The sequence below is a fragment of the Pelistega ratti genome, from assembly GCF_009833965.1.
Lineage (GTDB): Bacteria > Pseudomonadota > Gammaproteobacteria > Burkholderiales > Burkholderiaceae_B > Taylorella > Taylorella ratti.
In genome coordinates, this window is record NZ_CP047165.1 from 350,000 (window position 1) to 362,837 (window position 12,838).

Annotated in this window: 11 protein-coding genes; 5 read left to right on the top strand and 6 right to left on the bottom strand. The window is 36.9% G+C overall.

The annotated features are described in order from the left end of the window. The first annotated feature begins 44 nt into the window (after positions 1-44). From F9B76_RS01485 to ppa, 4 genes are all read left to right on the top strand, one after another. Complete coding sequence (locus tag F9B76_RS01485; RefSeq protein WP_159990489.1) at positions 45-1,433, top strand: amino acid permease; 1,389 nt, start codon at positions 45-47, stop codon at positions 1,431-1,433. A 156-nt stretch (positions 1,434-1,589) separates the two neighbouring features. Continuing rightward, positions 1,590-3,224, top strand: a complete 1,635-nt coding sequence (locus F9B76_RS01490) for a uroporphyrinogen-III C-methyltransferase (protein ID WP_159990490.1) — start codon at positions 1,590-1,592, stop codon at positions 3,222-3,224. Between the two features lie 14 nt (positions 3,225-3,238). Next, on the top strand, positions 3,239-4,639 hold the full coding sequence (locus F9B76_RS01495; protein WP_159990491.1) for a heme biosynthesis HemY N-terminal domain-containing protein: 1,401 nt from the start codon (positions 3,239-3,241) through the stop codon (positions 4,637-4,639). Positions 4,640-4,664: 25 nt separating this feature from the next. Continuing rightward, positions 4,665-5,195 carry an inorganic diphosphatase gene (gene ppa, locus F9B76_RS01500; RefSeq protein WP_159990492.1) on the top strand — a complete coding sequence of 177 codons (531 nt, stop codon included), beginning with the start codon at positions 4,665-4,667 and terminating at the stop codon, positions 5,193-5,195. Between the two features lie 141 nt (positions 5,196-5,336). Here the strand turns inward: ppa and F9B76_RS01505 are convergent, their stop codons facing one another. Both F9B76_RS01505 and argF read right to left on the bottom strand, forming a co-directional pair. Beyond that, complete coding sequence (locus tag F9B76_RS01505; RefSeq protein WP_159990493.1) at positions 5,337-6,557, bottom strand: argininosuccinate synthase; 1,221 nt, start codon at positions 6,555-6,557, stop codon at positions 5,337-5,339. Between the two features lie 206 nt (positions 6,558-6,763). Next, the gene (gene argF, locus F9B76_RS01510) at positions 6,764-7,720 is read right to left on the bottom strand and encodes an ornithine carbamoyltransferase (RefSeq protein ID WP_159990494.1); all 957 of its coding nucleotides are present in this window, start codon (positions 7,718-7,720) and stop codon (positions 6,764-6,766) included. A 144-nt stretch (positions 7,721-7,864) separates the two neighbouring features. Here argF and F9B76_RS01515 point away from each other — a divergent pair, with 144 nt between their 5' ends. Then, on the top strand, positions 7,865-8,152 hold the full coding sequence (locus tag F9B76_RS01515; protein WP_159990495.1) for a DUF3579 domain-containing protein: 288 nt from the start codon (positions 7,865-7,867) through the stop codon (positions 8,150-8,152). A 204-nt stretch (positions 8,153-8,356) separates the two neighbouring features. Here the strand turns inward: F9B76_RS01515 and rpsT are convergent, their stop codons facing one another. From rpsT to F9B76_RS01535, 4 genes are all read right to left on the bottom strand, one after another. Continuing rightward, positions 8,357-8,620, bottom strand: a complete 264-nt coding sequence (rpsT, locus tag F9B76_RS01520) for a 30S ribosomal protein S20 (protein ID WP_159990496.1) — start codon at positions 8,618-8,620, stop codon at positions 8,357-8,359. A 234-nt stretch (positions 8,621-8,854) separates the two neighbouring features. Next, on the bottom strand, positions 8,855-9,781 hold the full coding sequence (locus F9B76_RS01525; protein WP_159990497.1) for an aminoimidazole riboside kinase: 927 nt from the start codon (positions 9,779-9,781) through the stop codon (positions 8,855-8,857). A gap of 268 nt (positions 9,782-10,049) precedes the next feature. Continuing rightward, a complete protein-coding gene (locus tag F9B76_RS01530; RefSeq protein ID WP_159990498.1) occupies positions 10,050-10,655 on the bottom strand; it encodes an SCO family protein in 606 nt (201 codons plus the stop codon). A gap of 10 nt (positions 10,656-10,665) precedes the next feature. Next, entirely contained in the window at positions 10,666-12,717 is a 2,052-nt protein-coding gene (locus tag F9B76_RS01535; protein WP_159990499.1) for a M3 family metallopeptidase, read from the bottom strand. Positions 12,718-12,838 lie beyond the last annotated feature (121 nt).

A 12,838-nucleotide genomic window follows, 5' to 3' on the forward strand; every position in this document is an offset into this window, starting at 1 on the left:
TTTGCATCCATTTTGTCATACTGATTGTAGAAGTAGGAAAAATCATGAGTCATGTACAAGAGCAAGGTTTACAGCGTAAGCTACAAAATCGTCATTTACAACTAATTGCTATTGGTGGTGCTATTGGAACGGGTCTTTTTATGGGCTCAGGTAGAACGATTAGCCTAGCAGGTCCTTCGGTACTGTTTACCTATATGATTATTGGTTTTTTCTTATTCTTTGTTATGCGTGCAATGGGTGAGTTATTACTTTCTAATCTAAACTATAAATCTTTTACGGATTTCACCTATGATTTATTAGGCCCATGTGCTGGTTTTTTTGTAGGCTGGACATATTGGTTCTGTTGGTTAGTATTAGGTATTGCAGATATTATTGCGATTACAAATTATGCTCAATTCTGGTGGCCAGATATACCCCTTTGGATGCCTGGTGTTATCTGTATTGCAACCATGTGCTTAATGAACTTACTAACCGTAAAATTATTTGGTGAAGTAGAGTTTTGGTTTGCCTTAATTAAAGTAATTGCCATTATTGCCCTAGTATTTGTGGGTATTTATCTATTGATGACAGGGTTTGTTGATCCAACAACCGGTATTCAAGCATCTGTTACGCATTTATGGGCGAGAGAAGGGGGGATGTTTCCACATGGTATTTCAGGCTTTTTTGCGGCATTCCAAATTGCTTTTTTTGCCTTTGTGGGGATTGAATTAGTTGGAACAGCTGCTGCAGAAACACAAGATCCTTGTAAAAATTTACCTGCTGCAATTAATCGTATTCCTATCCGTGTGGTTGTTTTTTATGTATTAGCCTTATGTGTCATTATGACGGTAACACCTTGGGATAAAGTCGTACCAGACCGTAGTCCTTTTGTGAATATGTTTATGCTGATTGGGATTCCTGCAGCAGCAAGTATTGTTAATTTAGTGGTACTTACATCAGCAATGTCTTCTGCGAATAGTGGTGTTTTTTCTACAGGAAGAATGCTATATGGTTTAGCAGAAACAAAATCAGCACCGCGTATTTTTAGTAAACTCAATAAGGGTGGGGTGCCAGCGTTAGGATTACTTTACTCAAGTGTATATTTATTGATTGGTGTCTTTTTGCTATACCAAGATGGTAATATCATGAAAATGTTTACTATCGTAACAACCGTATCCAGTATTGGTTTTATGTTTGTATGGATTATGATTTTGGTATGTTATATTAAATATGCTAAAACAAGACCAACCTTACATCAACAGTCTATCTATAAATTACCGGGTGGTGCTATGATGGCATGGGCATGTTTAATTTTCTTACTATTTGCTTTTTATCTCTTCTCCCAAGATGCAGATACTTTAAAAGGATTATTAGCGATGCCAGTTTGGTTTGGTCTATTAGGTATTAGTTATTTATTCTACCGAAAACATCATACTACTTCTAAAAAACCTTGATGTATATTTATCAATGATATATCCTATCGCTCTTGATAAAAAAGAGAGTGATAGGGATAAAATTCTTATAATGGGTTTTAAAACGTCACATTAGACGTATAAAATGTGTATAGTTATTCTTATAAACAATATAGTACCAAAAAGGGGTTTATAGACATGGATGAACAAAAATCAACGTTAGAGCAAGTAGAAACAAAACCAAAAGAGGGTAATGTGGATACTAAAAAAACGTCTTCTACACCTAATACAGATATTGTAATGATGACAATGACCCATGCTAAGAAAAAAGTCAAGGAACAAAAAAAAGCAGAAAATGTGTCAGAGTCACCTGTAGATGATATAAACCAAGCGGTTCATTCAGATCAGTCTATAGAGCAAGCCCCTGTAGAAGAAAGTATAAAAGAATCCTCTACCGCAGAGGAGGAACTACCTCTTGAGCAAAAATCATCAAAAGGTGGTTTAGGTAAAACGATAGCGATTGTTGCTTGTTTGGCTGCTTTAGGTGGTGGTGCTTATTATGCACAACAACAGGGTTGGTTAAATGATCTGATACCAAGTTCGACAACACCTCCTAGTGTATCTACACAAGAGAATACTACGGATAATACGGTACATCATGAGGTAAGCACTACTGAAGCGGATACACCAGTAATGGCAGAATCAACAGAAAATAGTAGTGTTACAGAACCTCCCTCAATGGCGCATATTGATCATACTCCTACAGCAGAAGCATCTGTAGATATACCAGTAGATATCGCTTCTGAGGTAAAAACGCCAGCAGATACTTCAATAACAAACTTACAAGAGGAAGAGCCAAAAGAGGCGGTATCAACTGAATCTGAGCAGACTACGAATGTAGTATCAACGCAAGCACTTGTATTAGATAATCAGGCGATTAATCCTGCGGCTGATTCTGAGGAAGTTATTTATTTAAAAAATAGAATTAATGAACAAAATCAGCAAATTGCACAGCTTACTCAGCAATTACAAGCAACTCAGCATGAAATAGCCAATCAACAAACACAATTACAAAAAACACAACAATCATTGGTAACGGATATACTACGTTATTACAATGCGGCTGATTTTGAGAGAACAGTCAATTTTAATAAAGATCGTACCATTAAAGCATTATCGGCTATCCAAGTAGCAATTGCGGATCAAAGAGGGGAACAATGGTCTGCACTGAGTTTAGCGATTGATAAAGATATTTCCGCTCTTAATACCGCTAAAGTTGCTGATATCAATGCCTTGTTTAATTTAAGTAAAGCCTTAGATGAAGCCCTTCAAACAGCTCCCTTTATGAGTCCAGAAAGTGTAACAGGTGTTGTACCAAGTGCGACCTCATCAATGGCAAATACGAGTGAAGTTGATCAAGAAATACCTTGGTTAGATAGAGCAATAAATCAAGTAGAACGGTTACCAGCAGAGGCATTTGAGGCGATTCGTTCTGATTTAGGTGGTTTAGTGCGAGTTGAAAAACTTTCTGATCCCGCCTTGGCTACATTGTCTTTAGCTGAAGTTAAGTTACAGCGGGAAGCCACATTAGCACAATTGCGTATTGCACAAGAAGCCTTACTTAAACGTGAGGATGCTATTTGGAAATCGGCTATGCAAAAAGTTGAACAGCAATTAATGAAATACTACAACTTAAATGCTGAGAAAACACAACAGGCAATTGCTATTGTGCGTCAATTAATAGCAACACCTATTCATACTGATTTACCTAAGCTATCTTATACACAGCAGGTAATCGATCAAATTAACCATGATTTAAGCAAAGAAAACTAAGAGGAAACAATACAATGCGATCACTGATTAAGTTACTCATTTTATTTGGCTTAGCGATTCTTGCTGTGCTTTTATTAAAGAATAATCATGATGTGGTGATGATTATTACAGGTGATGAGCGCCGTACTATGTCATTATTAACGGCGGTTATGCTTTTATTAATTATCTTCGCCCTTTTTTACATCGTACTACGATTGATAGCAAAAGTGCTTCATTTACCACTGACTTTTTCAAATTGGTCTGAAAAACGTCATGAGCATAAAGATATTGCTTTATTAGAGCAAGGGTGGACTGATTTTCTAGAAGGACGTTCACAACAAGCAGAAAAGCATTTATTACGCTTAATTAAACATACACATCATGATAAGCGTCAAGTTTTGGCTAGTATGGCGGCAGCTCGTGTTACACATGATTTAGGTAATACGCATAAGAGAGATGAATTATTAGCGCAAGCTCGCCGTATCAGTAAATCTAATCCGCGATTAGAAGCAGCGGTAGCAACTGTTCAGGCAGAATTACTGTTGGAAGAAGGGCAGAGTACAGCAGCCTTAGCACATTTAGATTTTGTCGAAAAAGTCGGTCAAAAGAGTGTCCATCTTCAGGAGTTGATGTTACGAGCTTACCGCCAAACAGGTCAAACCCTCAAAATGTTTGATATTGCACGACAATTACATCGCAAAAAAATCTTAACAGATGAAGAAGTTCAAACACTATTAGTGCATTATGGTCCTATTTATATTGCGAATACATCTTATAAGGAAGCTATTAGTTTTTATCAATCACTAGCGCGTGAAGAGAAAGCTACAACACAAATCGCAATGGCAATGGCACTACGTTATGAGTCTGCTGAGGAATATCGTAAGGCAGGAGAGGTTCTAGAGCTTTCTTTAAATACTAAAATAGATAATACTATCTTATTGCATTATGCAAAATCTCCAGAGAAAGAGGTAGGTGAGCGTCTTTCTTTTGCACAACAACTGTTAAAAAGTGATGAAAATAATTCAAATCTTTTAACGGCTTTAGGACAATTATGTCTGATGCAAAAACTTTGGGGGCAAGCCGATCGCTATTTAACCAAAAGCTTATCTTTGACAGAAAATCCTCGTACTTATGCCTTATTAGGTATTTTAAATGATCGACAAGGTAAATTACAGGAAGCAATTCGATACTGGAGATTAGCTTCTAATTCATTTGTTCTCTTAGACAAGAATGAAGAAAAAGTATTAGTAGCGGCTGATACGAGTAATGATCCAGCCCCACCTGATGTAAAAAGTTTAGCGCATCCTGATGAACATCTACTTGTAAATCAGGTAGAATTTGCGCATGATGTTATACAAGAGCAAAAAGCACCCGATGAAGCGCTTTTTGACTCTGCACCTCTCCCAGGTGTTAATCATCAAACACCTAAAATATAATTTTTATTGTTATAAGGAAATAAATATGAGTTTAGCCAATGTACCTGCTGGTTCTAAATTGCCAGAAGAGTTCAATGTAGTGATTGAAATTCCAATGAATTCAGATCCTATTAAATATGAAGTAGATAAAGAAAGTGGTGCTCTTTTTGTAGATCGCTTTATGCTAACAGCAATGCATTATCCATGTAACTACGGTTATATCCCTCAAACCTTGTCATTAGATGGTGATCCTGTGGATGTACTGGTCAAGACACCTTTTGCTGTACAGGCAGGTTCAGTGATTAAATGTCGTGCTATTGGTGTTTTACAGATGGAAGATGAAGCGGGTCAAGATGCTAAACTACTTGCTGTGCCTGTTGATAAACTTTACCCTGTTTATAGCAATATTAAAACTGTTGAAGATTTACCAGAAGTTGAATTAAAACAAATCCAACACTTTTTTGAACATTATAAAGATTTAGAAAAAGGTAAATGGGTAAAAGTAACAGGTTGGGCAGGCCCAGATGTAGCGAAAGAAGAAATCACCAGCAGTGCTGATCGTTACCAAAAAGCATAAGGTCTGATCTTTTTCATCATAAATAAAACCCCTAAAATCTTTTAGGGGTTTTTATTTTGCCTATATTATATAAGCCGTGATTCAGGCTAGAAATATCATAGAGCGAGTTTATATCTCTTATGATAAAAAATAGAGAGTGTATTAACGGTGGCCTGCTTTACTCTCAATACGCATACGCAGTGCATTTAGTTTGATAAAACCACCTGCATCAGCTTGATCATATGCACCACCATCATCATCAAAAGTCGCAATTGTTTTATCAAAAAGACTATCTTTTGAATCACGTGAAACAGTATATACACCACCTTTATAAAGTTTAAGGCGGACAAAGCCATTCACATATTCTTGGGTATGATCAATAAGGACTTGAAGGGCTTTACGCTCTGGAGACCACCAATAACCGTTATAAACTAATGCAGCATAACGAGGCATTAAATCATCTTTAAGGTGAGCAACTTCACGATCAAGGGTAATAGATTCAATAGCACGATGGGCTTTTAGCATAATTGTACCTCCTGGGGTTTCATAACATCCACGAGATTTCATACCAACATAGCGATTTTCAACTAAGTCTAAACGACCAATACCATGTTTACCGCCTAAAGTATTGAGTTGTGTCAATACTTGCGCAGGGCTAAGACGAACACCATTAATGGCGACAATATCACCACGTTCATATTCTAAATCAATATATTCAGGTGTATCAGGAGCTTCTTCAGGAGAAGATGTCCAACGCCACATACTGTCCTCTGCCTCTGCATTAGGATCTTCTAAATGACGACCTTCATAGCTGATATGGAGTAAATTAGCATCCATAGAATAAGGTGCGCCACCTTGTTTATGCTTCATATCGATCTCAATTCCTGCCTTTTCAGCATAAGCAAGTAGTTTTTCGCGTGATAGTAAATCCCATTCACGCCATGGTGCAATAATACGAATATTAGGGTTTAATGCATAATAACCGAGTTCAAAACGAACCTGATCATTTCCTTTACCTGTTGCACCATGAGAAACGGCATCAGCATTGACTTGATTTGCAATTTCAATTTGGCGTTTTGCAATTAAAGGGCGAGCAATAGAAGTACCAAGTAAGTATTCACCTTCATAAATAGCATTGGCACGGAACATTGGGAATACAAAATCACGGACAAACTCTTCACGCAGATCATCAATAAAAATATTTTCTGGTTTAATACCAAATTTTAATGCTTTGGTGCGTGCGGGTTCTAATTCTTCTCCTTGACCAATATCTGCAGTAAAAGTAACCACTTCACATTGATAAGTATCTTGTAACCACTTTAGGATAACTGATGTATCTAAACCGCCAGAGTAGGCGAGTACTACTTTATTAATATTACTCATGAATTCACTCGAAAAAAAGATAAATAATGGTTTACTATTGTACGCTTTCGTATTATTGATTGCAAAAACTTTTAAGGGCATATTTAAAAGAATATGGTTCTATTAAAAATAGCAATCAACTAACTCGTATATTTTTATCTCATAAGGGATAATAAAGTCTTATCTGTTAAATGAATAACAGCATATCCCTTTATTAGACAGAAATATTATAGTAATAATTGAGGGGTTTCTTGCTTACCTAGCACTAAAAACTCCATTAATGCTTTTTGAACGTGGAGACGGTTTTCTGCTTCATCCCATACAACACTTTGAGGTCCATCAATAACATCTGCTGTTACTTCTTCTCCGCGGTGAGCAGGTAAACAGTGCATGAAAATAGCATCTTTATTGGCTAATGCCATCATATCCTGATCCACCATCCAATTGGCAAAGGCGATACGACGACGTTCATTTTCTTGTTCGTATCCCATACTTGTCCATACATCTGTTGTGATTAAATCTGCACCAACAGCAGCTTGCATAGGATCATCAAATTCTTGTAGATATTTAGCATCAACCTTACCGATACGATGATGGTCTAATTGATAGCCTTTAGGTGCGGATACATGAAGTTTAAAATCAAGTAATTGAGCAGCTTGTAGCCATGTATAAGACATATTATTGGCATCACCAATCCACGCAACAGTCTTCCCTTGAATAGACCCTTTATATTCTACAAAAGTGAGTAAATCTGCTAGGATTTGGCAAGGATGATATTCATTTGTAAGTCCATTGATAACAGGAACACGAGAATGAGCAGCAAAGCGTTCAAGACGTGTTTGTTCAAAGGTACGAATCATCACAATATCTACCATACGTGTAATAACACGAGCCGTATCTTCAATGGGTTCAGAACGTCCTAATTGTGAATCATTAGAGGTAAGATTAATCACTAATCCACCCATTTGATACATACCTGCCTCAAAAGACACTCGTGTACGTGTGCTTGCTTTTTCAAAAACCATAGCTAATGTACGATCATGTAAAGGCATATGTGGCTCGTATCGTTTAAATTTTTGCTTAATATAATAGGCACGCTCTAGGATATAGAGTATTTCTTGTGCAGAAAAGTCAGTGAGCTGTAGAAAATGCCGCATAGGTGCGTTATGGTTTTGAATATTCATAGATCAATTACTAAAAAGAGAATGTTTAATAATAAAGGGTTTTTACCCGTCCTTTTAGTAATAATAAACAATAATAGGAAAAATTGTCGAAATTTTTCCCTAAATAGAATAAAATATTACATTCCTTGCTATTGGGCTAAACAAGTGCAACAGTTAATTATTTACGGTGTAACCAAAAAAGGTCAGACATTTCGACCTAGTGATTGGGCAGAGCGTCTAGCGGGCGTGATGTCTCAGTTTCGTCCTGCTGGTCTAACAAACAACCATATTGCCTATTCACCTTACGTTGTTCCTAATAATATTGATGGAAAAAAATGTATTGTGGTTGACGAGCGTTTGCGTGCATTAGAACCACGAGCCTGGAAGTTTATCTACGACTTTGCAAATGATAATGATTTAGTGGTAGAGCTAAGAGGAGAGCCTACACTATAGCGTTATTGTTAATTTATTATATTCATCACGCTACCGCAGCATAAATCTTTTATAGAAAATTTATTGTTCTAAAAATTATCTTATTTGTGTATGTGTATTTCCATAGAAAAAAGACGCCATTTAAAATAGCGTCTTTTTTATGCTGAACCCTAGTGTAGAAAAGAGGACATCTCTACACAAACTTAATATTTATATCCTAAAAAATTAAGCGAGGGCTTTAATCGCTGCAGCCAAACGGCTTTTATGACGAGCAGCTTTATTTTTGTGAATGATTTTTTTATCAGCAACACGGTCGATAACACTAGTTGCTTTAGAGAAAACTTCGTTAGCTTTAGCTTTATCACCAGCTTCGATAGCTTGACGTACACGTTTGATAGAGGTGCGTAATAAAGAGCGTAAGCTAGAATTGTGTTTATTGCGTGCTACAGCTTGGCGAGCACGTTTACGAGCTTGGGCAGTATTGGCCATATGTATAATCTTCTATTAAGTTAATTCAGCAAAGCTAGCATTTTAACAGTAAGTGCTTAATTAAGCAAGTTTTTGAGTAAAAATCTCTAAAAACCAACAGATATAAATACAAAAAGTGACGTATTTGCGTATAAATCTAAATGATATATAAGAAAAATAGGTTTATTTAACCTAATATGCTTTTATGATTAGGGTAATAGTTTATTTTTGCTTATAACGATCTACCTCTTTTATTCATTGCGATAAAAAAGCAGCTAGCTTTGCTTTATCGGGTAGGGCAGACATAGCTCCCTTGGCAGTTGTTGCCAACGCACCACAAGCATTGGCTTGACAAATAATCTGCTCTAATATGGTTTTATCATAATGCCAATTGGTATGTTGTGCTAAACCTGCTAATAATCCGCCCACAAAGGCATCACCTGCACCTGTTGTATCAACGGGTTCTAGTGCTTTGCCTGCTATAACGGCACTTTCTCCTTTAAAGTAATAAAGCGTTCCTTTCTCACCTAGCGTAATTAGAATTAATTTATCGCTAAATTGAGAAGTAATATATTGAATAGCTTGTTCTAAGCGATTTGTATTGGTGAGAAGTGTGAGCTCTTCCTCTGAGAATTTTAAGACATCGGCTAAGGCGACAGCTTGCATCACAACCGTTTTCATTTCCTCTAAAGAGTCCCAGAGCGATTCTCGTAAATTAGGATCAAACGAAAAGAATCCACCAGCCACTTTAATTCGGCGAATCGCTTCAAAAGTTGCTTCTCGAGAAGGATTATTGACTAATGCAATAGAACAACAATGTAGCCACTCACCAGCATGAAAAGGGGGTAAATCATTTGTCTGTAGAAATTGATCGGCACTAGGTTTCACCATAAACGTAAAACTACGTTCTCCATTGTCTAGACCAACAATAACCGTAGAAGTGCGTTGTTGAGGATCTAAAATCATATGGGTTGTTTGTACATTTTCAGCGGCAAGTGTTTGTTGCATAAACTTGCCGAGTGGATCATTACCCACACGTCCAATAAAGGCACTGGGTACACCAAGACGGGCAATACCAACGGCCACATTGGCTGGTGCTCCGCCTGCGCAGCGTAAATAATGATTTTCTCCATCTGGAATTAAATCGACAACAGCATCACCTATTACCCAGATCTTAGTCATTTTGTTATCCTTTTATTTATTAAAACCTCCGCAAGTTTACCAAACAACAGATTGACTTTAAAGAAAATTTAAATATAAAAACAAAATTATATGAATAAAACTGCACAGTGATGTAGCTTATTAAGGGTGATTAGTGAGGTGCTTTTATTTAATATGTCAAATTACTTTTAATCAAAAAAGGATAGAAGTAGTAATGTTTTATATTTAAAATAAAAATGACGCAATAATGGCTATTGCGTCAAATAATTTATTAGAATTTATCGTTTATTTATTTTAATAAAGGACGAGTTTTTTCCTTAATTAATTCTGTGTTATCTGCATTTGAAGCGAGTAATTTTGCTTTGCCTTGCGTATCGAAAATATAAACCCCTTGAGCGTGCATAACTTCATAATTTAATGGATCATCACCGGGTTTAGGTTTTTCAATTTGGTAAGCCACACGGTAGCGTTTTGCAATCTCTGCAATTTGTTTATCTGTTCCTGTAAGACCGATAGCCCCATTGTGAAAGGCATCTACGTAGGCTTGTAGTACGGCAGGTGTATCACGGTGTGGATCAACACTGATAAAAACGATCTGCAATTTGTCTTTTTCAGCATCACTTAATTCATCACGAAATGCACTTAATTCAGCCATAGTTGTTGGGCAAATATCGGGGCAAGAAGCATAGCCAAAAAACACCATAACAACTTTACCTTTAAGGTCACTGGCTGAAACAGGCTTATCAACACCTTGTAGGGTAAACTCAAGATCGGGTAAATTACCCCCGATGTTATAGACAACAGTAGGTTTTGTCTCTTGAGCCATAGCAGGGGTATGGGTTAATAACACCGTGCTAGTGCATAGTACAGCAATGGATAATAGGGATTTAAGCATAGGTATCTCCTTATTTGTTTAGCATACCATTATGACGTAGTAGTGCATCTGGTTTAGGATCACGCCCACGGAAGTTTTTGAAAAATTCAGCAGCAGGAATAGAACCCCCGACAGCAAGAATCTCTTTTCTAAATAAAGCACCAATGTCAGGATTTAAGGTACTACCATCCGCAACTTTATTTTCTTCAAATAGACTGTATGCATCTGCTGAGAGAACCTCTGCCCATTTATAACTATAATAGCCAGCCCCATAGCCACCTGCAAAAAGGTGAGAGAAGTTATGAGGAAAACGATTCCAACTTGGGGGTATAATCACAGCGACTTCTTGGCGAACAGTATTTAAAATTTCTAGTACATCCTGAATAGTCAGCTGATGATTAGATTGATGAATGAGCATATCAAATAAAGCAAATTCAATTTGACGAACGGTTTGCATACCGCTTTGGAAGTTTTTCGCTGCCAGCATTTTGTTATAGAGTGTTTTAGGTAGTTTTTCGTTCGTTTGCCAGTGGCGAGAGAGTTGCTCAATAACTGCCCACTCCCATACAAAGTTTTCCATAAATTGAGAGGGAAGTTCAATGGCATCCCATTCTACGCTAGAAAAAGGAGATGCGGCAGGTTCATTTACCTCAGATAAAAGGGCATGTAAAGCGTGTCCACTTTCATGGAAAAGGGTAATAATATCATCAAGGGTTAATAAAGCAGGTTTATCACCTGTTTTAGGGGTAAAGTTACATGTTAAATAAACAATAGGAGGAATATAGGTATCACCATAGACATGACGACTGCGTTCTGAATCCACCCATGCACCACTTTGTTTACCGGTGCGTGCATATAAATCCATATAGAGATAACCAATTAATTTTTGCTTATCTTTGATGCTATAAACATTAACATCAGCGTGCCATACAGAGGCTTCAATAGGCTCAAAGGTAACTTGGAAGAGTTTTTCTATAACAGTTATAAAACCTTTGATAACGGTATCTTCTGGGAAAAATTGTTTGACTTCTTCATCAGAATAAGCGTATTTGGACTGACGTAGTTGTTCAGAAATATAGCTATAGTCCCAAGGATTAAGTGTATCTATGCCTAGTTTCTCTTTGGCAAAGGTACGAATTTCTTCTACGTCTTTTTGTGCAAAAGGTTTTGCTTTATTAGCTAAATCTCTTAGAAATTGTACAACTTGGGGGGCACTATCTGCCATACGGGTTTCTAGACGCATATCAGCAAAATGTTGATAGCCTAATAAATGAGCTTCTTCTTGACGTAAAGCAAGTAATTTTTCAATATTATCGGCATTATTAAAACGAGGATCACCTTGATCTGATGCAATGGTGGTAAAACCTCGATAGAGTGTTTCACGCAAAGTAGCATTTTGTGCATATTGCATGACAGGAAGATACGAAGGCATTTTTAGGGTAAATTTATAGCCTGTTTTTCCGTCTGCTTTGGCAGCTTCAGCGGCTGCATTAATCGCATCTTGTGGTAATCCTGCTAAATCTTTTTCATCATTGACAAAATATGCCCAGTTATCCACAGCGTCTAGGGCATTTTCACTAAATTTTTGAGAAAGTTGTGCCATTTCTTCACTGATTTTGGCATAATGCTCTTTGTCCTCACCCTCTAACTCAACACCACTCAGTTTGAAATCTCGTAAAGCTAATTCAATAATACGCTGACGGGTAGGGCTTAATGTATTAAATTCAGGGGAGGCTTTAATAGCTTTGTAGTGATTATAAAGATTTTTATTTAAACCTAACCATGTAGAGTATTCCGTTACTTTAGGAAGGACTTCATTGTAGGCAGCACGAAGCTCTGGCGTATTAACCACGGCATTAAGATGGTTCACAATATGCCATGCTCGCCATAAGGGGGCGCTAGCTATATCTAAATATTCAATATAACTTTCCCACGAAAGAGGGGCTTCTTTGGCTGCAATTTGCTCAACGATTTTTTTGTTTTTTTCAAGTAGTTGGGTAATAGCAGGGACAATATGTTCTGCCTTAACGTGTGCATAGTCAATAAGATGATGGATTGATTGTTGTAAAGGATTATTTGCCATAACGATAAAAATAATAAATAAGATGATTTTTGTTAATACTTAAAGTATTTTGTCACTCTTTAAGCGAGATAATAATGCAGACTAAGTGATGTCTTTTATTAAAAAAGCAAGGATTAAGTAT

Excerpts from the sequence above, each read along its gene's own strand:
- F9B76_RS01485 (WP_159990489.1), top strand. The coding sequence starts at position 45 with ATGAGTCATGTACAAGAGCAAGGTTTACAGCGTAAGCTACAAAATCGT.
- F9B76_RS01490 (WP_159990490.1), top strand. The coding sequence starts at position 1,590 with ATGGATGAACAAAAATCAACGTTAGAGCAAGTAGAAACAAAACCAAAA.
- F9B76_RS01495 (WP_159990491.1), top strand. The coding sequence starts at position 3,239 with ATGCGATCACTGATTAAGTTACTCATTTTATTTGGCTTAGCGATTCTT.
- ppa (WP_159990492.1), top strand. The coding sequence starts at position 4,665 with ATGAGTTTAGCCAATGTACCTGCTGGTTCTAAATTGCCAGAAGAGTTC.
- F9B76_RS01505 (WP_159990493.1), bottom strand. The coding sequence starts at position 6,557 with ATGAGTAATATTAATAAAGTAGTACTCGCCTACTCTGGCGGTTTAGAT.
- argF (WP_159990494.1), bottom strand. The coding sequence starts at position 7,720 with ATGAATATTCAAAACCATAACGCACCTATGCGGCATTTTCTACAGCTC.
- rpsT (WP_159990496.1), bottom strand. The coding sequence starts at position 8,620 with ATGGCCAATACTGCCCAAGCTCGTAAACGTGCTCGCCAAGCTGTAGCA.
- F9B76_RS01525 (WP_159990497.1), bottom strand. The coding sequence starts at position 9,781 with ATGACTAAGATCTGGGTAATAGGTGATGCTGTTGTCGATTTAATTCCA.
- F9B76_RS01530 (WP_159990498.1), bottom strand. The coding sequence starts at position 10,655 with ATGCTTAAATCCCTATTATCCATTGCTGTACTATGCACTAGCACGGTG.
- F9B76_RS01535 (WP_159990499.1), bottom strand. The coding sequence starts at position 12,717 with ATGGCAAATAATCCTTTACAACAATCAATCCATCATCTTATTGACTAT.